Origin of the sequence: Haloferax marinisediminis (assembly GCF_009674585.1) — an archaeon.
Classification (GTDB): Archaea; Halobacteriota; Halobacteria; order Halobacteriales; family Haloferacaceae; genus Haloferax; species Haloferax marinisediminis.
Map to the genome: position 1 here is coordinate 179620 of NZ_WKJP01000001.1, position 21543 is coordinate 201162.

Annotated in this window: 19 protein-coding genes and 3 tRNA genes; 12 read left to right on the top strand and 10 right to left on the bottom strand. The window is 62.2% G+C overall.

The genetic code is table 11. The features are described from left to right. The first annotated feature begins 99 nt into the window (after positions 1-99). From GJR98_RS00930 to GJR98_RS00940, 3 genes are all read left to right on the top strand, one after another. Entirely contained in the window at positions 100-1320 is a 1221-nt protein-coding gene (locus tag GJR98_RS00930; protein WP_151134582.1) for a PGF-CTERM sorting domain-containing protein, read from the top strand. Positions 1321-1554: 234 nt separating this feature from the next. Beyond that, the gene (arcD, locus tag GJR98_RS00935; RefSeq protein WP_151134584.1) at positions 1555-3039 is read left to right on the top strand and encodes an arginine/ornithine antiporter ArcD; all 1485 of its coding nucleotides are present in this window, start codon (positions 1555-1557) and stop codon (positions 3037-3039) included. A gap of 75 nt (positions 3040-3114) precedes the next feature. Continuing rightward, positions 3115-3822: a DUF6663 family protein gene (locus tag GJR98_RS00940; RefSeq protein ID WP_151134586.1), complete on the top strand. Its 708-nt coding sequence runs from the start codon at positions 3115-3117 to the stop codon at positions 3820-3822. A gap of 21 nt (positions 3823-3843) precedes the next feature. Here GJR98_RS00940 and GJR98_RS00945 read toward each other — a convergent pair whose 3' ends face one another. Next, complete coding sequence (locus GJR98_RS00945; protein WP_191965397.1) at positions 3844-4812, bottom strand: C-terminal binding protein; 969 nt, start codon at positions 4810-4812, stop codon at positions 3844-3846. A 108-nt stretch (positions 4813-4920) separates the two neighbouring features. Next, a complete protein-coding gene (locus GJR98_RS00950; RefSeq protein ID WP_151134588.1) occupies positions 4921-5418 on the bottom strand; it encodes a DUF7344 domain-containing protein in 498 nt (165 codons plus the stop codon). Between the two features lie 261 nt (positions 5419-5679). Between GJR98_RS00950 and GJR98_RS00955 the strand changes: the two genes are divergently transcribed. After that, positions 5680-6105: a CopG family ribbon-helix-helix protein gene (locus GJR98_RS00955; RefSeq protein ID WP_151134590.1), complete on the top strand. Its 426-nt coding sequence runs from the start codon at positions 5680-5682 to the stop codon at positions 6103-6105. Between the two features lie 7 nt (positions 6106-6112). After that, the gene (locus tag GJR98_RS00960; protein WP_151134592.1) at positions 6113-6373 is read left to right on the top strand and encodes a glutaredoxin family protein; all 261 of its coding nucleotides are present in this window, start codon (positions 6113-6115) and stop codon (positions 6371-6373) included. 124 nt (positions 6374-6497) lie between these two features. On the opposite strand, the gene GJR98_RS00965 is transcribed toward GJR98_RS00960, so the two are convergent. Together GJR98_RS00965 and GJR98_RS00970 are read right to left on the bottom strand one after the other, a co-directional pair. Next, positions 6498-7739, bottom strand: a complete 1242-nt coding sequence (locus GJR98_RS00965; RefSeq protein WP_151134594.1) for a lysylphosphatidylglycerol synthase transmembrane domain-containing protein — start codon at positions 7737-7739, stop codon at positions 6498-6500. Between the two features lie 172 nt (positions 7740-7911). Next, complete coding sequence (locus tag GJR98_RS00970; RefSeq protein ID WP_151134596.1) at positions 7912-9147, bottom strand: CBS domain-containing protein; 1236 nt, start codon at positions 9145-9147, stop codon at positions 7912-7914. A 112-nt stretch (positions 9148-9259) separates the two neighbouring features. On the opposite strand from GJR98_RS00970, the gene GJR98_RS00975 reads away from it, so the two are divergent. From GJR98_RS00975 to GJR98_RS00995, 5 genes are all read left to right on the top strand, one after another. Then, on the top strand, positions 9260-10687 hold the full coding sequence (locus tag GJR98_RS00975; RefSeq protein ID WP_225316347.1) for an RtcB family protein: 1428 nt from the start codon (positions 9260-9262) through the stop codon (positions 10685-10687). A 111-nt stretch (positions 10688-10798) separates the two neighbouring features. Further along, complete coding sequence (locus tag GJR98_RS00980) at positions 10799-11218, top strand: DUF7539 family protein (protein ID WP_151134600.1); 420 nt, start codon at positions 10799-10801, stop codon at positions 11216-11218. Between the two features lie 12 nt (positions 11219-11230). Continuing rightward, the gene (locus tag GJR98_RS00985; RefSeq protein WP_151134602.1) at positions 11231-11413 is read left to right on the top strand and encodes a hypothetical protein; all 183 of its coding nucleotides are present in this window, start codon (positions 11231-11233) and stop codon (positions 11411-11413) included. A gap of 132 nt (positions 11414-11545) precedes the next feature. Next, the gene (gene acnA, locus GJR98_RS00990) at positions 11546-14326 is read left to right on the top strand and encodes an aconitate hydratase AcnA (RefSeq protein ID WP_151134604.1); all 2781 of its coding nucleotides are present in this window, start codon (positions 11546-11548) and stop codon (positions 14324-14326) included. 122 nt (positions 14327-14448) lie between these two features. After that, entirely contained in the window at positions 14449-14874 is a 426-nt protein-coding gene (locus GJR98_RS00995; RefSeq protein ID WP_151134606.1) for a DUF6069 family protein, read from the top strand. Positions 14875-14909: 35 nt separating this feature from the next. On the opposite strand, the gene GJR98_RS01000 is transcribed toward GJR98_RS00995, so the two are convergent. Continuing rightward, entirely contained in the window at positions 14910-15167 is a 258-nt protein-coding gene (locus tag GJR98_RS01000) for a hypothetical protein (protein WP_151134608.1), read from the bottom strand. 340 nt (positions 15168-15507) lie between these two features. Here GJR98_RS01000 and GJR98_RS01005 point away from each other — a divergent pair, with 340 nt between their 5' ends. After that, positions 15508-17475: a PA domain-containing protein gene (locus GJR98_RS01005; protein WP_151134610.1), complete on the top strand. Its 1968-nt coding sequence runs from the start codon at positions 15508-15510 to the stop codon at positions 17473-17475. A 490-nt stretch (positions 17476-17965) separates the two neighbouring features. On the opposite strand, the gene GJR98_RS01010 is transcribed toward GJR98_RS01005, so the two are convergent. From GJR98_RS01010 to GJR98_RS01020, 3 genes are all read right to left on the bottom strand, one after another. After that, a tRNA-Ile gene (locus tag GJR98_RS01010) sits at positions 17966-18040 on the bottom strand. A gap of 102 nt (positions 18041-18142) precedes the next feature. Continuing rightward, a tRNA-Asn gene (locus tag GJR98_RS01015) sits at positions 18143-18246 on the bottom strand. Between the two features lie 127 nt (positions 18247-18373). Continuing rightward, positions 18374-18477, bottom strand: a tRNA-Asn gene (locus GJR98_RS01020). A gap of 136 nt (positions 18478-18613) precedes the next feature. On the opposite strand from GJR98_RS01020, the gene cca reads away from it, so the two are divergent. Next, positions 18614-19975 carry a CCA tRNA nucleotidyltransferase gene (cca, locus tag GJR98_RS01025; RefSeq protein WP_151134612.1) on the top strand — a complete coding sequence of 454 codons (1362 nt, stop codon included), beginning with the start codon at positions 18614-18616 and terminating at the stop codon, positions 19973-19975. Here the strand turns inward: cca and GJR98_RS01030 are convergent. Both GJR98_RS01030 and GJR98_RS01035 read right to left on the bottom strand, forming a co-directional pair. Continuing rightward, the gene (locus GJR98_RS01030; protein ID WP_151134614.1) at positions 19954-20967 is read right to left on the bottom strand and encodes a histone deacetylase family protein; all 1014 of its coding nucleotides are present in this window, start codon (positions 20965-20967) and stop codon (positions 19954-19956) included. The genes cca and GJR98_RS01030 overlap by 22 nt on opposite strands. Then, positions 20967-21398 carry a histone gene (locus tag GJR98_RS01035; protein WP_058572727.1) on the bottom strand — a complete coding sequence of 144 codons (432 nt, stop codon included), beginning with the start codon at positions 21396-21398 and terminating at the stop codon, positions 20967-20969. Before GJR98_RS01035 ends, GJR98_RS01030 begins: the two co-directional genes overlap by 1 nt. Positions 21399-21543: the final 145 nt, after the last annotated feature.

Below are 21543 nucleotides of genomic sequence, written 5' to 3' on the forward strand. Positions count from 1 at the left end.
AGTGGTGTTCCCAAGGTATTCTACACGATTCGCCATGCGAAGCGCCAGCATGACTGCCACAAGACTTTCTATTGTGAATGAATTTGCGGTCGAAATGCAATGAACCGAATCGCAGTCGTGCTCGCCGCACTGTTGGTGACGGCCGCCGTCCCCGTTGGGTCGGTCGCCGCCCAGCAGTCGAGCACTGATGCATCGGCCTACACAGGAACACACGTCTCGTTCGACACGAAGACGAACGCCGTGACCAACTACACCGTCGATGGCGTGACCGTCGTCGAGTCGGTCGAGACGTCGTCGCAGGCAGACGCCAGTGTCGGCCTCGACGTGGCGCTCTCTGCAGTCACCGATGTCGAGGCTAGTGGTCTCTCACTCGCCGCGACGAGTGAGACGAACGCGACGGTCCGAGCAGACAGTGGTGCGACCCTCCGCGCTCACGACAACCCCAAAGGGACGCTCGTCGTCTCCGCGGGTAACGAGTCGCAGTACGTGACCGCCGACCTCGGCGCGAACGCCACGGCCGCACAGGCTGGCAACTCGCGAATCATCGTCGAGCAAGACGGTCGGATGGGTGCGTTCATCCTCGTCGGAAACGGGTCTGTGACCGTCAACGAGGAAGGAAACGTCACTGCGGACCTACAGAACGGCTCCCGCCTCGTGTACCGCAGTTACTCCGACGGCCGAACTGACGACGACAAGCAGACCGAGAAACTCATCGCCAGCGGGTCGGCCACCACCGAAGTGTACGTGATGCAAGACGGTGACGAGACGACTGTCGACGCGATCCACTACGACGAGAACACGACCGTCGAACTGTCCGAACAGACGAAGGACAACGTCACCGTGACGATCGACCGGTCGGTCCATCAGGGGACCGTCGTCGTGACCTCCGTCTCCGAAGAGGCACTCGCCGCGACGGACAACCTGTCGGTGATGGTCGACGGTGAGGCCGCCGTGCAGGCGTCGAGTTACACCGAACTCCAGTCCGCCGCGAACGGTGGCGAAACCTCGAAGTACCTCGTCCAGGAGACGAGCGCCGAGGGTGAGACGAACGTCCTCGTCGCTGTGAACCACTTCTCCGAACGGCAGGTCACGATGTCGGGCGACGATTCGTCGTCGACGTCCGACGAGACGACCACCCCGGAATCGAGCGACGACACGACGAGCGACAAGACGACCGAAGACGCTGAGGCAACCGAGACGACGTCCGGTGAGGACGCTGCCGAGACGACCACGTCGTCCACCAGCGCACCCGGATTTGGTGTCGGTCTCACCGTCGTCGCGCTCGCAGGCGCTGCCCTCGTCGCCCGTCGTCGAGCGTAACGTCGAGAACTGCCGTTCAGTCGGCGGTCTCTTTTTGCGGGTCGAGTGACTCTACGGAGTGTCTGAGTGACATGTGTACTTTTCGAATGGTAGTGTATGCCAATAACACTCGATTATGTTCCAGATTACTCTCGGTATTGTCTCTTTCATTGTACATCTAGGCAACGATAATGAATATTCGTCTCGTTCAAAAAGTCAGATTCAAATCCGGGACCACGATAATCCGTTCCGGAAATGGCATCACTCTCGTTCGAACCGCTGACGTACGACGACATCCCCGACGACGAGCGCCCATCGTTCGCGCAGGCGCTCGTCCCTGTCATCGGGATGCTCGTCTTCCTGAGCGTCGGGGTCATCTGGCTGGGCCTCGACCCGCAGTTACCGCTCCTGTGGGGTATCATCCTCACCGGCGTCGTGGGTCGGTACTGGCTCGGCCTCTCGTGGACCCGGCTCTCAGAGGGCATCCGCGACGGCATCAACATGGGGATGTCGGCACTCCTCATCCTCCTCGTCGTCTACATGCTCATCTCGACGTGGACCGCCGCGGGGACGATTCCCGCGCTCATCTACTACGGCCTCGACCTGCTGTCGCCGGCAGTATTCCTCCCGGCGGCAACCCTGCTCTCGGCCATCGTCACCTTCGCCATCGGGTCGTCGTGGACCACCGCAGCGACACTCGGCGTTGCCTTCATCGGCATCGGGTCGGGCCTCGGTATGCCCAACGCGATGACTGCGGGTGCCGTCCTGACCGGTGCGTACACTGGCGACAAGATTTCGCCGTTCTCGGACACGACGAACCTCGCCGCGGCCGTCACGAACACCGACCTGATGACCCACGTGCGGACGATGCGCGTCGGAACGAGTATCGCGCTCGCCATCTCGCTCGTGGCGTACACCGCACTCGGCCTCACGGCTTCCGGGAACATCCCTGTAGAACGAGTCGCTGAGATTCAGACGGCTATCGCGAGCACGTACACCGTGAACCCGCTGGTGTTCGCACCACTTCTGGTCACGTTCGTTCTCGCACTTCGCGGCTATCCGGCGCTCCCCTCCATCATCGCGGGTGTCGTCGCCGGGACGCTCACGCAACTGTTCGTGCAGGGGCCAGTCGCCATCGACACCTTCGTCGGCGCGTGGAACGTCGCCTTCGCGGGAACCTCGCCCGAGACGGGCGTGGCGACTGTCGATTCCCTCCTCGCGTCAGGCGGTCTCCTCGGTTCGTCGTGGACGATGACCGTCATCCTCGCGTCGCTGTCGCTGGGTGGCATCCTCGAACGGACTGGCTGTATCGCCGTCATCGCCCACGAGATGCGTCGCATCCTCACCTCGGTGGCCTCGCTAACCGTCGGGACGGCCGCCTCGTCGCTGGCGATGAACGCCATCGCGGCGGACCAGTACATGAGTATCGTCGTGCCCGGAATGAGTTTCCGCGGCCTCTACGACGAGTTCGACTTGGAGAGCAGAAACCTCTCGCGGGCCGTCGAATCCGCGGGGACGACGACGAGCGCGCTCATCCCGTGGGGGACCGGTGGCGCGTACATGGCCGACGTACTCGGCGTGCCGACGCTCCAGTACGCCCCGTACTACTTCCTCGGGTTCCTCTCGCCACTCATCCTCGTGGCGATGGGCCTGACCGGGTGGCGCATCACGAAGCAAGGGTCCGACACGCAAGCCGGACTGCGCGGTGCGTTCGCGTCGTTCGCTGATGACGACGACTGAACCACTGCATCACTGTTTTCGACCGCCCGGGTCTGGACCGGCAGGCGTATTTTCGTCCGCAAAGTAGCCGCAGGTATGGAGGTCACGACGGCCGGGCGATTTCGCGTCTACCGTAGCCCACGCGAGCGAGACGAACTCCTCTTACTCGAACGCCCAGCGGAAGCCGTCGATTGGACCGACCCGGGTGCGGCGGCCGACGCCGACGACGCCTTCTCACCCACGTACGTCCCGCAGACTGGGTACGACGGCGACCTCGGAGAATCCGTCTCGGCACTCGAACCCGGCAACGAAGTCGAGGCGACGCTGACGTGGGACGACGGCGACCCCCGGTTCACCGAGGTGTCGGTTGTCGACCGGACACGGTTTCGCTTCGTCGGCGCGGCGACAGGGTTGTTCGAGGCCGCCCGCGACACGTGGCGAGCGACCGCCGACGGTGAGGCGATTGGTTCTCGCGTCACGTACGGCACCGACGGCGACCCGAACGCCGTCCTCTACGTCTTCGCAAAACAACCCGGCGCGCGTGACCTGTTCGACGAGTTCAGAGACGGTGTCCTGCCGCTCGACCCGTTGCTCGGGCGTCTCGAAGCCGAGGCGGACGACGCAGACAGGGTGGACGATGAAGATAGGGTAACCGACGCAAATGCAGGGGGCGAATCGGCCGTTCCCGATGCACCTCGTGAGGTGTTCGTGATTCGCCCGCTCGACGAAGAGTTCGTCCTCGTCGCCATCGCGTTCGACAGAGACGGGTTGTTCGCGCAGACGATGCGCGAAACCTACTGCTGAGAGACGGTTCCGGCGCGCAGGTTAGTTCCAACTCGGGTCGACTCGCGCAGTCGGTTCCTCACCCTCGAAGACGCGCCTGATGTCGGAAGCGGTCTGTTCGTTCACCTCGGCTTTCGCTTCGACCGAACACCACGCGGCGTGTGGCGAGAGAACGGCGTTTTCTAACTGACGGAGCGGTGAGTCGTCCTGCAGCGGTTCTTCCTCGAACACGTCGAGGCCGGCGGCGGCGATGTCGCCCTCACGGAGGGCGTCGACGAGTGCGTCTTCGTCGATGACTGCCCCGCGGCCGGTGTTGACGACGATGGCATCGTCGTCGAGAGCGGCGAACGCATCGGCATCGACCATCCCACGGGTCTCCGGCGTCGCAGGCGCGTTGACAGACAAGTAGTCCGTGCGAGCGTAGAGTTCGTCGAGCGTGACGCGTTCGACGCCGTACTCGTCGAGCACCTCGTCGTCCACGTACGGGTCGTAGACGACGGTATCGACACCGAATCCTGAGCAGAGTTCGGCAGTTCGCTGTGCAATCGCTCCGAACGAGAGGAATCCGAGCGTGCGGCCCTTCATCCGGTGGAGTTCTCGGCCGGGGGTCGCCGGCCACTCGCCAGCGCGAACCGCTCGGTCGTAGGTCGGAGTGGCCCGGATACACGACAAGAGGAGGGCGACGCTGTGGGTTGCCACTTCGTCCGTACAGTACGCCGGAACGTTGGTGACGACGACGTCGTGCGCTGCGGCGGCCTCCACGTCGATGTTGTCGAATCCGACGGCCGCCCGAGCGACCACCGAGAGGTCGAGTTGGGAGAGCGCCTCGGCGGTGACCGGCGTGTTGATGTCCGTGACGACGGCGTCGGCGTCGGCCGTGCGACACGCCTCGACGAGGGCGTCTTCGGACCCGAGTTCGGCGACGTGAATCTCGGCGATGTCCCCGAGGATACGGTGTTGGTGCTCGGGGTCGACCATGTGGAAGTCGCTGAGCACGACGTTGTAACTCATGTTCGAGTGAAAGGATTCGGCTGAACGCACTTATTTGTGTCTCGGATTCTCGGAATTTAACTGAGTCGAACGTTGATGACGAACAGCGACGCTCCGACTGCGGTGTCGTTAGTTCTCTTGAGACCAGCGCTGGTAGAGCCCAGAACCACCGATGACAGCGAACACGACCGACGCGAGGACGGGGGCACCGAGCGACGAGATGACGGGGACTTCGGCGGCGACGGCGGTCATGAGGACGAGTCCGAGCGCAGAGAGCGTGGTGTAGTACTCACTCCACGACAGTTCACCCTCGGGGACGACTTCCATGTAGACGGTGACGTCGCCCGCCTCTGCCAGTGAGACGGTCTTCGAGCCTTCGTCGTACGTGACGATGTCGAGTTCGTCGAGTTTCGGGATGTGGGTCTGCTGGAGCGACACGTACGCACTCTGTCGGATATTGCGTGGTGGGGGCGACTCACCCGTCTCGGCCTCCGCGATTCGTTCCGAGAGCTCGCGCAGTGTCAGGTCTCCGTCTTGGAGAAACTCGATTGCCATCCGACGGCGGTCGTTACTCAGTACCTCGTGGATTCGCGTCTCGGAGAGTTCGGTGTCAGGTGTGGTCGCCATACGAGGATTCGATTGATTCGTGACTGGTCGCTTCTCCTATATCAACAGTTCGCCTTGGTTATCTCTGGTGAAAACGGCGACGTTCACCAGCTGCCGCCAGTACCCGCCTGAGGCACCGCAGAACGACCATTTCCGGCCAGATTCGAGCGCTCGGTTCAGAGCAGATGGACCGCTGACAAGACAGGGCGACGACGACCCCAGCGAAGGAGAATCCCCCGAGAGATACGAATATTTATTAATTGAAACGCCCGCAGTTAATACATGACTGTCGTCAGCGTCTCCATGCCGGAGGAACTTCTGGAGCGCATCGACTCGTTCGCCGAAGAGCACGGCTACACCGGGCGGAGTGAAGTCGTCAGGGAGGCATCTCGAAACCTCCTCGGTGAGTTCGAAGACAAGCGACTCGAAGACCGTGAGCTGATGGCCGTCGTCACGGTCATCTTCGACTACGAGACGACGAGCGTCGAAGAACGGATGATGGGCCTGCGCCACGAGTACGAAGGCCTCGTCAAGTCGAACTTCCACAACCACGTCGGCAACCACTACTGCATGGAACTGTTCGTCCTCGAAGGGCAACTCACAGACATCTCGACGTTCGTCGGGAAGATTCGGGCGACTCGGGACACGCTGAGCGTCGACTACTCCGTGATGCCGATCGACGAGTTCACGGGCGTCGCCGAAGAGTAGACGGCCGATGAGCGACCCAGTCTCCGTCGTCATCTACACCCGTCAACAGTGTCACCTCTGCGAGGTGGCCGAAGCGACCATCCGCGAGGTGGCCGACGACGAAGGTGTCCCGGTCGATATCGACCTCGTCGACGTCGATACAGACCGCGAGTTGCTGGAAGCGTACGGTGACAGAGTCCCCTACGTGTACGTCGATGGCCGACCCGCGTTCAAATTCGAAGTCGACGCCGACCGATTGCGAGAGAAGTTAGCAGCGGCATCGACCTGAGTGTCGCACCGGTCGTCACTACTGCCACCACGTCACTGTTGCGGCCATCCCGTCGCCGTTGCAGTTACCACATTCTCACTGTGACCATCCCGTCGCCGTTGCAGTTACCACATTCTCACTGCCGTCATCGCGTCGCGGTCGTAAGGAGAATCCACACGACGGCGAACCCGAGGACACCGATTCCACCGTCTAACAGAGCGTGGACCACGGCATCGGCCGGTTCGACCAGGAGCGTTCGCGAGTGGACCACCACGAGGAGGGCGGCCGAGAGACTCCCAGCGAGAACGAACGCGGTGACTTGTGTAGAGCGTGACTGCCGTGGGCGAGTCGATTGCCGTCCAGAGAGGAAGAGCCCAACAGTTGCGACGACCCCAACCAGCGTCGGGAACCAATAGACCGTTCCTCGATAGACGAGTGCGGCGGCAGTTGCGAGGGCGCCAGCGATGCCCGTCATCGCCACGAGCAGTCCGGACAAGACGACGACTGCGCTTCCGATACCCCCGGGCGTCGGCACGAGACCACTCACCTTGGCCAGCGGGATGACGACGAGAACGAGCAGGAGCGGTTGCGTCACACCGAGAGCGTCCAGGACGGTCCAGAGCGCCGCCGCCACCGACAACTGCCCGAACACCGCGAGTGCGAAGACGACGGCGAGTCGCCACGGGTTGGCCGCCAACTCGTCGAGTGTCGCGACGAACTGGCTGACTCGATGGGCGGCACGCTCAGGAGCTGGAGGAGAGACACCCGGAATCCAGCGACCACTCCACTGTGTGAGTCGTCCGAGCGCTCGGCCAACGACCGGTTCGACGTCGTGCCGGGTTATCCACAGCACAGCACCGGCGACGAGGAAACCCACGGTGACGGCGACGACGAGTGCAGCGATGTTCCGAACGCTGTCCACGACCACGAGGTGAGACGAGTAGACCACGGCAGCGAAGAGACCCAGCGCGACCGAAGCGAGTCGAATCACGACGTTGACGCCGACGACCGCAGCGAATGCTCGCTCGTAGTCGATGGCACACTCCCACGCGACGAGCAGACTACTCACGGGTGTCCCGCCAGTCTGCCCGAACGGCGTGATGGCGTTGACGAACTCCATCGCCGTGAAGAGAACCGTCGCTCTCCAGAACGACACCTGTGTCCCGATTTGCCGGAGCACCACCCCGAGTGCTGTCCCCCAGGCGACGAGCGGAACGAGGCCGAGGACCGCGAGTGAAACGACGGTACGTCTCGAAACCGCACCGACGGCATCGACCACTGCCGTCGTTCCGACGACCCAGACGTAGAGTGCAAATCCGGAGAGTGCGAGGACGATGCCGGCGACCTTTCGCCACGTGCTCTGCGTCCGAATCGACGTCGTACTCATCGTTCCGTGTGCTCGTCTGTGACGGTCGGTACGCGATGCTCGACACGCTCGGCCCGCTCGATGCTGACGCCGACGTTCGTACGGGAGTGCTCCCAACGTTCTCCCGCCAGTTCGACGGGTACTACTGCACGTACCGTGGCAGGCTCCTCAACGTGGGCGAAGAGAGGGAGTGTTACCGACGGCGTGGTGGGGCGGTTAGCCACCATCCGAACACCTTCGACCAGTACTCGTCAGGGTCTGATGGGGGCTTTTTCGTCTCGTCGTGTGTCTTCCCTTCGAGTAACTGCCGCTCGACGATGTTCCGTGCGAGGTGCAAGGCGTGTGACGCTCCGTAGCCCTCACCCGTGCCGACGAAGTGACCCTTGTCGGTGAACAGACGGATGCGGGCCATGATGAGCGGCGTGCCACGGAGTTTCTCGTCGTGTTCGTGCAGGTAGACGTTCGCTTCGAGTATCGTCAGCCCGCCGTACTTGTCGGCGAACCCCTCGACCATCTTGACGACTTCCTCGCGAGAGATGTCGTCCAGCAAGTTGACGTTCGTAATCTGGACTGGAAGTCTCGATTCGCCCGTCCACGTCAGCGATTCGAGGACGTCGGTCTTCGTGACGATTCCTGCCGGCGCGTCCTCTTGCAGGACGATGAGCGAAGAGACACCCTCTTCGAACATGCGTTCGACGGCGTGGTCGAGTCCTTCGTTCGGGAGTGCTGTCGCGACGGGTGCGCTCATCACGTCCACGACGGGGAGGTCGAGCATTCGTTCGATTTCGCCGGCACGGTCACCCATCCCACCTGCCGACCGGAACCCGGGCGCGGCGTCGCCACTGGAGACGTCGAACCCGCCTGACGACCCGCCTGACGGTTTGCTCACCTCACGGGTCGTGAAGTCGAGGATGTCGTAGAGACTCACGACACCCACGACGTCGTCGCCCTCGGCGACGGGGAGGTGAGTGATACCGTTCTCACGGAAGGTGTTGAGCGCCTCACCGAACGTCGCCTCTCGTCCCACCGTGACGAGTGCGTCGGTGTACACGTCTTCGACGGTGAGCACGCCGAGAAACTCCTGTACCGCCTCTAGCACTCGGTCGGTCGAAACGGTACCGTACAGGTCGTCACCGTCGAAAACGGGGAGGACCTCGCTTCTGCTCGCGAGGATGAGGCGGGCGACGCGCCGAACGTCTTCGTCCACGTCGACCTTTGCAGGGTGCCACAGGACGCCCCGGGCTTTTGCATCAGGGTCTCGGTGAGTGACGTTCATCTGCCGAAGCGTGACGAGACCGAGGTACTCGTCGTCGTCGACGACGACGATCGCCTTCGTGCCCGTCTCCTGAAACATACCCTGAAGCTTCGAGACACGCGTATCTGGCCCGACCGTCGGAAAATCTCTGTCGACGAGATTCGAGATGTCCATACACAGAGTACGCCAGATGAGATGTTGAATGTTGTCAGTTGAGTAATGGAAACACACTATCTCACTAACCGTTATGCGGTCTGTTAGCATAGTATACGTCGGTGGTGGTGAGATGGTGAAACTCGTCGAACGCAGAGAGAACGTCTACGAAATCGAACGAACTGGGGAGATGCACGTCCCAGCGCGAGTCTACGGGTCAGCGTCCCTCATCGAGGAGATGCTGGAAGAAGGTGACCTCACGCTCACGCAGGTACGAAACGTCGCGACACTCCCGGGAATCCAGAAGTTCGCTCTCGTCCTCCCGGATGGACATCAGGGGTACGGATTCCCCATCGGTGGTGTCGCCGCTGTGGACCTCGACGAGGGCGTCATCAGTCCGGGAGGCATCGGGTTCGACATCAACTGCGGTGTCAGGTTGCTCCGAACGGGACTCTCGTACGGAGACATCGCTGGACAGGAAGCAATTCTCGCGGACCGTCTGTATCAGACCATCCCGACGGGACTGGGGAAGGGTGGCTATCTCCGTACAGATATCTCAGACGTGCGTGGTATCCTCGAATCGGGGATGGAGTGGATGCTAGAGAAGGGCCACGCTACCGAGGACGACCTCGACCACTGTGAAGAAAACGGCTGCCTTCCGGGCAACCCGAACGCGGTCCCGACCGAGGCCCTCAAACGCGGTGTCAATCAGGTCGGCTCGCTCGGCTCGGGGAACCACTTCCTCGAAGTTCAGCGCGTGGGCGAGGTGTACGACCCGGAGACGGCGGCAGCATTCGGCATCGAGAGCGACGACATCGTCGTGATGATTCACTCGGGTTCTCGTGGCCTCGGCCACCAGACGTGTTCGCACTTCATCAGAGAGTTCGAGCGGGCGTATCCGGACCTCGTCGAGTCACTCCCGGACAGACAACTCGTCTACGCTCCGCTCGGTGACCCACTCGCCGACAAATACTGGGGGGCGATGAACGGCGCGGCCAACTTCGCGTGGGCGAACCGGCAAGCGATGACGCAGGCGGTCCGCGAGGTGTTCGGCGCACTCTTCGACGCGACAGCGGTCGAACTCGTCTACGACGTGTGCCACAATATCGCAAAAGAGGAACGCCATACCGTCCGTGGGCGGGAGAAATCGCTGCTCGTACACCGAAAAGGCGCGACACGAGCATTCCCGGCCGGACGGCCCGAAATCCCAGACGCGTACCGAAACGTCGGCCAACCCGTCTTCCTCCCCGGGAGCATGGGCACTCACTCGTACGTCCTCGCGGGCGGCCCGCAGTCACTGGAACTCAGTTTCGGGTCGACGGCCCACGGTGCCGGTCGGCTCAAGTCGCGGACGCAGGCGAAAGGTGAGTACACCGCTGGTGAACTCCAGAAGGCGCTCCGTGCCCGTGGCATCTTCGTGCGTGCGCGGTCCGGCGGGACCCTGACCGAAGAGGCGCCCGGGGCGTACAAAGACATCGACGAAGTCGTCCGGGTCAGCGACGCACTCGGAATCGGGACCAAAGTCGCGCGGATGTCGCCGCTCGCGAACATCAAAGGGTGAGTCTGCACCGTGCGGACGGTCCGAACGAATCGTGTGATACTCCGTGCGAGTATCAGTACGAGTGAGACACCGGGGCGTAATCATATCACCTCGGCGCCCCACTATACACCCATGGAAGCTGACAGACAACTCCTCCAACAGGCCCGGACCAAACTCGACGGGTGGATTTACACGGCACGTGACAGGACGTACCGTGAACTGTTCGCCGGCGACGACGCCGTCGTCACGGCAGAGGAGCGTCAGCTTCTCGACCACATCGACGAAGAACTCGCCACCGACGGCAACGGGGGGCTCTGGGGCACCGACGAGTACGACATCGTCATGGGCCACCCGAAGAACCATCCGCTCTCGGTCGTCTGTACGCACCATCCCCAAATTCCAGTCGAGTGGTCACGCGGCGAAGAGAGCCTGACCGAACCGGAACGAGAACAGTTCAACGACTTGCTCTGGGACTACAGTGAACGCGTCCGCCGATACGTCCAGGACGAGGTAAACGAGTTCGTCGGCGTCGCGGGAGTCCCCGAAGAGTAGTACGATTCGACCATGCGCGTCATCCATCCACCCGACCGGCAACCCTGTTATCAATGTGGTGACCGCGCCGAGGTAGTTGTCGCCCGTGGACACGAGATGTGGTACAGTTGCTGGGAGTGTGCCTACCCACTTCTCGAACACGGTGGTGTCATCGTCGCGGGAGCGTTGGGCAAGGCCGTTCGAAAGCCGAAGTGACCACGACTCGTCGACTCTGACCCTGTACAACCAACTCTGACAGGCTCTGCGCGGGCCGCACGTGTTCGACCGATTCCGAGGTCGTGAGAACGAGTTACGTATTCAAGCCGGACGAGTTCTTACTGAACGTCTATGGGAGATTTAGATTCGTTTGGAGCCATCCGTGAATTCGAACACGGAGGAACTACGTACAAGATGGCGGACCTGACGGCCCTCGAAGACCAGGGCCTCTGCGAACTCGACCGTCTTCCAGTGAGTATCAGAATCCTGTTGGAGTCCGTTCTCAGAAACGTCGACGGCGACATCGTCACCGACGAAGACGTCCGAAACGCGGCGTCGTGGGAACCGGACGTCCCGAACGTCGAAGTTCCGTTCACACCGTCGCGTGTGGTGTTGCAGGACCTCACCGGCGTGCCCGCAGTCGTCGACCTCGCAGCACTTCGGTCTGCGGCGGACCGCTCGGGAAAAGACCCCAGCATCGTCGAACCCGAAGTCCCCTGTGACCTCGTCATCGACCACAGTGTACAGGTCGACTTCTTCGGGTCGCCCGACGCGTACGAGAAGAACGTCGAACTGGAGTACGAGCGCAACGCCGAGCGCTACAAGGCGCTCAAGTGGGCACAAAACGCGTTCGAGAACTTCCAGGTCGTCCCGCCGGGAACGGGTATCGTCCACCAGGTAAACCTCGAACATCTCGGGCAGGTCGTCCACGACCGAACGTGGCGAGACGAACAGTGGCTCTTACCCGACACCCTCGTCGGAACCGACAGTCACACGCCGATGATTGGTGGTATCGGCGTCGTCGGCTGGGGTGTCGGTGGTATCGAAGCAGAGGCTGCGATGCTCGGCCAGCCAATCACGATGAAACTGCCCGAAGTCGTCGGCGTCCGCCTTGAAGGGACCCTTCCAGAGGGGGCGACTGCGACGGACCTCGTCCTCCACGTCACCGAGCAGCTCCGCGAAGTCGGCGTCGTCGACCGATTCGTCGAGTTCTACGGTCCCGGTGTGAAGAACCTCTCCGTGCCCGACCGGGCGACCATCTCGAACATGGCACCCGAACAGGGGTCGACTATCAGCGTCTTCCCGGTAGACGAAGCCACGCTGGACTATCTCGAACTCACCGGCCGCGACCCAGACCACATCGAACTCGTCCGCGCCTACCTCGACGCACAGGGCCTGTTCGGCGAACAGCACCCCGAGTACACCGAGACGGTCGACGTCGACCTCTCGACGGTCGAACCGAGCCTCGCCGGGCCGAAGCGCCCACAGGACCGCATCCCGATGGGCGACATGAAGACGCACTTCCGCGGACTCGTCCACGGTGAGTTCGAACAGGAACTCGACGACTACGACGAACGTGAACTCGAACAGTGGTTGGGCGAAGGCGGGCACACCGACGGGGGAACAACTGCTGTCGAAGCAGACGCTGACCTCCACCCGCTGACCAAGCGCGTCACCGTCGAGATGGACGACGGCACCGAGGCCGAAATCGGCCACGGGAGCGTCGTCGTCAGCGCCATCACGAGTTGTACGAACACGTCGAACCCGTCGGTCATGGTCGCCGCAGGTATCCTCGCCCGCAACGCCATCGAGAAGGGACTCGACATGCCGAACTACGTCAAGACGAGTCTCGCACCCGGCAGTCGCGTCGTCACGGAGTACCTGAAGAAAGCCGACCTCTTGCCCTCGCTTGAGCAACTCGGCTACGACGTCGTCGGCTACGGCTGTACGACCTGTATCGGGAACGCCGGCCCGCTCCCAGAACCAATCGAGAACGCCATCGACGAACACAACCTGTGGACGACGAGCGTCCTCAGTGGGAACCGGAACTTCGAGGCGCGTATCCACCCGAAGATTCGCGCGAACTATCTCGCCAGCCCGCCGCTCGTCGTCGCCTACGGCCTCGCTGGCCGGATGGACATCGACCTCGAACACGACCCGCTGGGGACCGACCAGAACGGCGACCCGGTCTATCTCGCGGACATCTGGCCGGACCCAGAAGAGGTCAGACAGACGATTCACGACAGCATCGACCCCTCGATGTTCCGTGAGAAGTACGCAGAAGTGTTCGAAGGCGACGAGCGCTGGGAGGCGCTCGAAGCACCGACCGGCGACGTCTACGAGTGGGACGACGAGTCGACCTACATTCGCGAACCGCCGTTCTTCAAAGACTTCCCACTGGAAGCACCCGGCGTCTCGAACATCGAAGACGCGCGCTGTCTCCTGACGCTCGGCGACACCGTGACGACCGACCACATCAGTCCCGCCGGTCCGTTCGGTTCGAAGCTTCCGGCAGGGCAGTGGCTCATGGACCACGGCGTCGACCCCGTCGACTTCAACACCTACGGCTCTCGCCGCGGGAATCACGAGGTCATGATGCGCGGGACGTTCGCCAACGTCCGCATCGAGAACCAGATGCTCGACGACGTCGAGGGTGGGTACACCATCCACTTCCCGACCGACGAAGAGACGACCGTCTTCGAAGCGAGCCAACGCTACCGTGAAGAAGAAACGCCGCTCGTCGTCCTCTCGGGCGTCGAGTTCGGCACCGGGTCGAGTCGTGACTGGGCGGCCAAAGGAACGGACCTCCTCGGTGTGCGAGCGACTATCGCAGAGAGTTACGAGCGCATCTACCGCGACAACCTCGTCGGCATGGGCGTCCTTCCCCTCCAGTTCGAAGACGGCGACTCGTGGGGGTCGCTCGGGCTCGACGGGTCGGAACACTTCGACATCCACGGCCTCGACGACGGCCTCGAAGTCAACGACGAACTCTCCGTCGTCGCCACGAAAGACGACGGCACAGAAATCGAGTTCGACGTGACCGCACAGGTCGGCACGCCCGCCGCCGTGAAGTACGTCGAAAACGGTGGCATCCTCCACTTCGTCCTGCGCCGTCTGCTGACGCAGGACTGAACAGGAAGTTGGGGCGGACCACTCCGCCCCGTCGACCCGCCCGAGTTGGTACCGTCTATTTTCGGTCGTTCGAGTCGAGTGACGCGCAGTTCATGCGCCTTGATGACGTAGTACACACTACCATGTCAACAGTCACACCAACTGTCCGTCCAGCTCGGTCGGTACTCGCTCGACGAGGAGTGCTTGCCGTCGCGCTCTCGCTCGCCGCGAACGCGCTCGTCTTGGCGCTCGTCCTCGCGAGTGGGGCAGTTCAGCCGTATTCCCAACTCGCCTACCCACCTGTTCTGTTCCTCTCGGGTGCGGGTGCAGTCGGTGCAACACTCGTCTACAGCTATCTCACGACCCGCGTCGAGAATCCAGACCGGACGTTCCTTCGCGTCGCACTCGCAGTCTTGGTCGTCTCGTTCCTTCCAGACATCGGGCTATTGGTCGGTGACCCGGAGGCGACGCTTCCGGCCGTCCTCGTGTTGATGGCGATGCACGTCATCGTCGCCGGGGTGTGCATCGCGACGCTGACGAAAATCGGGCGAACGGCAACAGCCGTCTGAGTGCGCGAGTCCTCTCGACCGACTAACGGACCCGGCTATCTCTGTTCTTGTTCTGCAGCGAGTCGCTGGAGGCGAGCGATTCGCTCTGCTGTCGGGGGATGAGTCCGAAAAGGCCACTCGTACCCGTCGGGAGAGAGCGAGAGGACTGCAAAGAGTCGCGGCAGGCCGTAAGCGAACTCGAACGGAGTGGTGAGGAGACCAAGAACCGCGAACCCGGCAAAGGCGCCGAGGACTGCCACGAACAGGGCGAGCACGACGGAGAGCGACGAAAGGATGGCCGCGGCCACAACCATCTGGAAGAGATGGAGAGGCGAAGTCGGAGTTCCATACGAATTAGTTGGTATATTGTACTGTCAATTTATCCATCACGACAGGTGACGACTCCAACTGCGGTCACCTATCCACCCGTTCACGTGACAGTCACTCCGGTGTCGGCACTATGTCATTTCGTGCGACAGTCGGGTGTCCCAAACTATCACGGTTAATTATATACGTTTTCGAAGTGTTAGTGAGTTCACAACACTGCCCTCCCCCTGAACGTCGGGACCTCCGCGCAGTTGTTGGAAAATCATGCCATCAGAGAAATCTACAGCTGACAATTCAGTACCAACAGAATCCCGCTCTCGGCTCTCCGTGTCGCGGCGCAAGATGCTCACGCTCCTCGGCGTCGGCGGCCTCACTGGAATCGCAGGAGTCGGAAGTGCCCACCCGGGTGGCGTTACCGACGACCCAACCGAGTCGGACGAACACGAGGTCCACCGCGGGCTGCACAATCACGGTGCACCGGACCCCAGTCAACCGCTCATCGACCTCGATGCGACACACAACAGCGTCGTCAGCAGCGGCCCATCCGCTCACGTCGTGAAGAATCTCGCACTCGTAGGACGCGGCGAACGCCTCCTTCCAAACGGAACGACCGACGTGTGGGCACTCGACGGCTATGCCTATATCGGGACGTTCAACACGCCCTGCGGGACGGGTGCCGGGTTCGGTAGCGGCGAACTCGTAGACGACCTCCTCGGCCCCGGTATCGCCGTCTTCGACGTCCACAACCCCAACAAGCCCGAGTACGTCGGTAGCATCCCCTCGGTTGCGGGCAGTCGTACCAACGACGTGAAGGTCGCGAACATGAACTCCGGACGCATCCTCGCGCACTCCAACGAGTCCTGTGGCGGCGGTCCGGGTGGATTCGAACTCTACAACGTGGACGACCCACTCGCACCACAGCACCTCGCACACGTCCAGACCGACGATATGAATGCATTCTTGCGTGACAACTTTGGCTTCACCGACTTCGGTGTCCACAACCTCTGGTTCTTCACACAGGGGGCGAACGACTACATCGCTGCAGTCGTCGAAAGCGAACTCGGCAACTTCCAGATTTACGACATCACGGACCCGTCCAACCCGGTGTTCGTGAGTGGATGGGGTGCTGAGAGCCTGTTCGACTCCAACGTCGATTGGGCTTCGACGACCGACTTCGGCCTCATACTCGAAGCAGACGCCTACCTGTTCAGCGGCTACGGTTCCTCGCAGAATCGTTTCCTGCACGACATCGTCGTCAACGAAGACGGTACCCGCGCATACCTCGCCAACTGGGACGCTGGCCTCGTCCTCCTCGACATCTCGGACCCGGCCAACCCGACGCTCGTCTCGCAGGCGATCGAACCGAGTGTGGGTGACGGCGAAGTCAACAGTCACCAGGCGTTCCCGAACGAGGACGGCAGCATCGTCGTCGAAACCGAAGAGGACTTCGACCCATTCACGCTCACCTTCGACATCACCAGTGGCCCAGACGCAGACGAGTACCCGGCCGCAGAAGGGGCGATTACCTCCCCAATCGTCGAACTCCCCGGTGGCGAGATGAGCGGACCAACCACGTACGTCGGCCTCGCGTGTGACGCAGCAACCGTCCCGCCAGCACCTTCCCCGGACCACGTCGCAGTCATCCAGCGTGGCGTGTGTGCATTCTCACAGAAAGCACAGAATATCGTCGATGCTGGCTACGCCGGGATGGTCGTGTTCAACGACGAAGCACGCGGTGACGCGCTCGTGACGATGGGTGGCACGGCAGTCGACACCCCCGGTCTCTTCGTCGGCCACTCCACTGGCCTGAAGATTCTCGGTGTTGGGTCTGCGGCGGACCTCGTCGTGGGTGCCGCCGGCGAATCTGTCTCGGCCACCGCGGAACCCCAGCGCTGGGGCAACGTCCGCATCTGGGACTACTCCGACGAATCGAATCCGGACCTCCTCAGCGAGTTCGACACGGTGTGCAGCGCCAACCCCAGCGACCCAAGTTGCGACCCACGTGGTACCTACTCGGTCCACAACATCATCGTCGAAGACGACATGGTGTACATCTCGTGGTACTCCGACGGCGTCCTCATCGTCGACATCTCGGACCCAGCGAACCCCGTCGAAGTCGCCCGGTACAGCCCCGGTGGACAGGAGTTCGAAGACCAGAACGGCGGTATTCAGGACGTGTGGGGCATCGACAAAGAGAAGAACAGTCCGTGGATTTACGCCTCCGACCGCAACGGTGGTCTGTACGTCCTGAAGGAACTCGGGTCTGGGTCGGAAAAGCGCAACAACCGTAACTGAGCCGGCATCGAACCCGTGAACCGTTCACGGTGAGTCTGCTTCGGTCCACCCCCGAGGTTGCCAGCGGCTACGGCTCACCTTCGTATGAGAGATGCGCTTGAAGTTCAGCCGAAAGAAAGCATACCAAACAGTTATCAACAAATCTCCCGAACGTGTTTTTGGGTTACAGAGTGTTGTGATTAGCGTCCTCACAAGGACACGTCCTACTTTCACATCCTCTGTAGCCTATCTTCTACTTCGATAGAAGCCTCTCTGAGAGTTCGAGACTCAGTGAGATGGAGAACTGCAGTCCAGGTGTTGCAGAGAGTGCCAGATTCAGACATTCCGATGGCTGTGATGGGGATTCAGTGTCACCAAAGAACCGACTGAAATTATGATGGCCCATCGGGTTGCGAACCACGGTCATTCCGCTCACTCCGTTCGCTTCACTCCCTGATTCGAACCGCCATGGCGGGAACGTTCGGCCCTCGCTGTCGCTCGGGCACTCACATGGGCCCCATGGGGTTCGAACCCATGACCACCCGGTTATGAGCCGAGCGCTCTGACCAGACTGAGCTAGGGGCCCTCGGTCGATTCTATTCCGGCCGCCCTCTTATGTCTTATCAGAAGGCGTCGACGGTGACGGGTCGCACCGCTCACCGGGTTGGGGGTGGGGGAATGAAGGAAGCGCCGCCGCCAGGACTCGAACCTGGGACCACCTCGTGTCTGCGGACGGCAGCCGGAACTGCAATCCCTAACAGCGAGGTGCTCTACCAACTGAGCTACGGCGGCTCGCACCCGTACATATCGAGTGGAGTTTGAAGTGGATTTCGTTTTGGACGAGCGTCGTCACTTCGAAGTCAGACACTCATTCTCGGGGAAGATAGCAGTCACTGGAAAGCGTTGAAAGTGAGAGAAGCGCCACCGCCAGGACTCGAACCTGGGACAACCTCGTGTCTGCGGACAGCAGCCGGAACTGCAATCCCTAACAGCGAGGTGCTCTACCAACTGAGCTACGGCGGCTTTCGTCTGCAATGCTTCGTATTCGACGTTTCCTGATAGGGCTTTCGTTTTTGCCCGACGGCTGGCGGATGACAGCGACTCACGCGGTCGCGAGCGCACCGTCACGCTTTCGCCACCCGGCACGGAACTGACGCCCATGACGAACTCGGACCTCGACGCAGTCGTCGCCGCGGTCCGCGAGCGTATCGACCCCGACGAGGAGGAACGTCGGGCGCTCGCCGATGCGGCGGCGGAACTGGAGTCCCGCGTCCACGACGCGCTGGCGGACCTGCCGGTCGACGCCGACGTGCTGCAAGTCGGCAGCACCGCCCGTGGAACGTGGCTCTCTGGCGACCGTGACATCGACCTCTTCGTCCGGTTTCCCGAGGACCTCACGCGAGAGGAACTGCAAGAGTACGGTCTCGCCGTCGGCCACGCCGTCCTCCCCGACGGTCACGAAGAGTACGCCGAACACCCCTACGTCAAAGGAGACTACGACGGATTCGACGTCGACCTCGTCCCGTGCTACGACGTGCCGACGGCACCCGACATCCGCTCTGCAGTCGACCGGACACCGTTCCACAACGCCTACCTCACAGAACGCCTCGACGACGACCTCGCCGCCGACGTTCGTGTGTTCAAACGCTTCTTGAAAGGAATCGGTGCCTACGGCAGTGACCTCCGGACAGAGGGCTTCTCTGGATACCTCGCTGAACTCCTCATCCTCGAATACGGCGGCTTCGAACCACTCCTCCGCGCTGCGGCAGACTGGAACCCACAAGTCGAATTCGACCCCGAAGACCACGGCACACGAACCTTCTCCGACCCGCTTGTCGTCATCGACCCGACGGACCCCGAGCGAAACGTCGCGGCCGTCTGCTCGGCGGAGAACGTCGCTCGCCTCCAGCACTACGCTCGCAGTCTGCTCGCGGACCCACGCGAGGACCTCTTTTTCCTCCCCGACCCACCTGCGCTCGATGCAGACGGTGTTCGAGCCCACCTCGAGCGCCGCGGCACCACACCTGTCGCCATCGTCTTCGACGCCCCCGACCTCGTCGACGACCAGCTCTACCCTCAACTTCGGAAGTCGCTCGATGGCGTCGCGGACGGCCTCGACCGGCGCGGGTTCGACGTGTTCAGAACGGAGACGTTCGCTGCCGACGACGCAGTGCTGTTCGTCGAACTCTCGGTCGCAGAACGGCCCGCCGTCGAACGACACGACGGGCCACCAGTGCACGTCAGACAGCACGCAGAAGGGTTCTACGGGGCGTACGCAGACGGCGAGGACCACTATGGCCCGTTCCTCGATGGAGACCGGTACGTCGTCGAACGGGACCGAGAGTTCACGTCTGCGACGGCGTTCCTCACGAGCGAGTCACTGTTCGACGTTGCACTCGGCAAGCACGTCGAATCGACACTGCGAGAAGACGGCTACGAGGTTCTCGTCGCCGACGAGGTCGCCGCCCTCGCCGACACGTTCGGTTCAGAGTTGGGTCGTTACTTCGACCCGAGGCCGTGAACGTCGCGAATTTCGTCGACGAGGTCGACGTTCTTCTGGTCGGGTTCTTCGTCGGGGTCCATCGCGATTCGGCCGTCGAACGTCTCGTGGACGATTGCGACGCCTTCTGAGAGCGTGTCGAGACCGTATCCGCCTTCGAGAACGAACGAGAGCGCGGCGTCGGTGTTCTCACAGAGGTCCCGGACTCGTTCGGTGAGCATCGCGTAGCCTTCGGTGGAGACGCGCATCCGCGAGATTGGGTCGTGTCGGTGCGCGTCGAACCCGGCGCTCACGATGAACAGGTCGGGGTCGAACTCCTCGACTGCCGGTTCGATGGTCTCTTCGAACGAGTAGACGTAGTCGGCGTCGCCAGCACCGGCACGGAGCGGGACGTTGAGGTTCGTCCCCTCCGCGCCGTCGGCACCAGTCTCTTCGACTTCACCCGTCCCGGGGTAGAGGCCGTCTTCGTGGATCGACGCATAGAACACGTCGTCACGGTCGTAGAAGATGTCCTGCGTGCCGTTTCCGTGGTGGACGTCCCAGTCGAAGATGGCGACGCGTTCGGCGAGGCCATCGTCGATGACTGCTTGTGCGGCGACGGCGGCGTTGTTGAAGAAGCAAAAGCCCATGGCGTCGTCCACGACGGCGTGGTGTCCCGGTGGGCGGCCAAGCGAGAACGGTGTATCACGGCCATCGTCACCTGCGAGTGCCGAGCGTGCGCCCCACTCGGCGAGACCGGCAGACGCGAGGGCGGCGACCCACGACTCTTCGACAGCGACCGTGTCAGGGTCCCAGTTCCCGCCGCCGCCACGACAGAACGATTCGAACTCGTCGACGTAGTCTGCGTCGTGGATGGCGGTGACAGTCGATTTCTCGGCCGGTGCTGCGTCGACGTACTCGACGCCGTGGCGTTTCGCCAGTCCGCGTCGAATCGCACGAAGACGGTCTGCCGTCTCTGGGTGTCGTGGCCCGGTATCGTGGTCGAGACACGTTTCGCTGTAGCCGAAGCGCATTATTCGAAGAGAGAGAAGTAGGTCTCGATGTCCTCGGCTTGCACCGTTCGTCGGTCGGCGTGGTGGGCGAGTTTCACCGCAGCGCTCGCCACGTTGTTGGCGTAGTCTTCGAGGATATCGGCCAGTGCGATTCGAGCATCCATCGCGACGCGGTAGCGGTCGTCGATCTGGAGGCGTGCGATACGGTCGATGGGCGCGACGGGGAGATAGAGGTCGTCTCGGTCGACGACCTGTTGGACGCCGAAGTCTTCGGCCATCAACGTCTTGCGACCGTCCGCCGTCGCCCGCTCGGCGGCGTCGATTGCCAACTCGGCACCGTGGTCCTGAATCCGACGAGCGAGCTCCTCTGCAGCGCCTGCACTGACCCGAAGGTCACCCGCGTTCTGCCGGATAATCGCGTCTACCGGGGCGAACGGTAGCTCGACACTCATACCCACATATCGGGTCCGTCCGGCGTATAATCCTTTCCGTCGCGGTGGCTTCTGTATTTTATCGGGCGCACAGCTCCTGAAACCGGTCTTGAGTGGCGTCATACGGTTGACAGAGGCGGTTCAGACGACACAGACAGCGACTGTG

What these genes read in the sequence shown, in the direction of transcription:
- GJR98_RS00930 (WP_151134582.1), top strand. Translation starts at nt 100, where the DNA reads ATGAACCGAATCGCAGTCGTGCTCGCCGCACTGTTGGTGACGGCCGCC.
- arcD (WP_151134584.1), top strand. Translation starts at nt 1,555, where the DNA reads ATGGCATCACTCTCGTTCGAACCGCTGACGTACGACGACATCCCCGAC.
- GJR98_RS00940 (WP_151134586.1), top strand. Translation starts at nt 3,115, where the DNA reads ATGGAGGTCACGACGGCCGGGCGATTTCGCGTCTACCGTAGCCCACGC.
- GJR98_RS00945 (WP_191965397.1), bottom strand. Translation starts at nt 4,812, where the DNA reads ATGAGTTACAACGTCGTGCTCAGCGACTTCCACATGGTCGACCCCGAG.
- GJR98_RS00950 (WP_151134588.1), bottom strand. Translation starts at nt 5,418, where the DNA reads ATGGCGACCACACCTGACACCGAACTCTCCGAGACGCGAATCCACGAG.
- GJR98_RS00955 (WP_151134590.1), top strand. Translation starts at nt 5,680, where the DNA reads ATGACTGTCGTCAGCGTCTCCATGCCGGAGGAACTTCTGGAGCGCATC.
- GJR98_RS00960 (WP_151134592.1), top strand. Translation starts at nt 6,113, where the DNA reads ATGAGCGACCCAGTCTCCGTCGTCATCTACACCCGTCAACAGTGTCAC.
- GJR98_RS00965 (WP_151134594.1), bottom strand. Translation starts at nt 7,739, where the DNA reads ATGAGTACGACGTCGATTCGGACGCAGAGCACGTGGCGAAAGGTCGCC.
- GJR98_RS00970 (WP_151134596.1), bottom strand. Translation starts at nt 9,147, where the DNA reads ATGGACATCTCGAATCTCGTCGACAGAGATTTTCCGACGGTCGGGCCA.
- GJR98_RS00975 (WP_225316347.1), top strand. Translation starts at nt 9,260, where the DNA reads ATGGTGAAACTCGTCGAACGCAGAGAGAACGTCTACGAAATCGAACGA.
- GJR98_RS00980 (WP_151134600.1), top strand. Translation starts at nt 10,799, where the DNA reads ATGGAAGCTGACAGACAACTCCTCCAACAGGCCCGGACCAAACTCGAC.
- GJR98_RS00985 (WP_151134602.1), top strand. Translation starts at nt 11,231, where the DNA reads ATGCGCGTCATCCATCCACCCGACCGGCAACCCTGTTATCAATGTGGT.
- acnA (WP_151134604.1), top strand. Translation starts at nt 11,546, where the DNA reads ATGGGAGATTTAGATTCGTTTGGAGCCATCCGTGAATTCGAACACGGA.
- GJR98_RS00995 (WP_151134606.1), top strand. Translation starts at nt 14,449, where the DNA reads ATGTCAACAGTCACACCAACTGTCCGTCCAGCTCGGTCGGTACTCGCT.
- GJR98_RS01000 (WP_151134608.1), bottom strand. Translation starts at nt 15,167, where the DNA reads ATGGTTGTGGCCGCGGCCATCCTTTCGTCGCTCTCCGTCGTGCTCGCC.
- cca (WP_151134612.1), top strand. Translation starts at nt 18,614, where the DNA reads ATGACGAACTCGGACCTCGACGCAGTCGTCGCCGCGGTCCGCGAGCGT.
- GJR98_RS01030 (WP_151134614.1), bottom strand. Translation starts at nt 20,967, where the DNA reads ATGCGCTTCGGCTACAGCGAAACGTGTCTCGACCACGATACCGGGCCA.
- GJR98_RS01035 (WP_058572727.1), bottom strand. Translation starts at nt 21,398, where the DNA reads ATGAGTGTCGAGCTACCGTTCGCCCCGGTAGACGCGATTATCCGGCAG.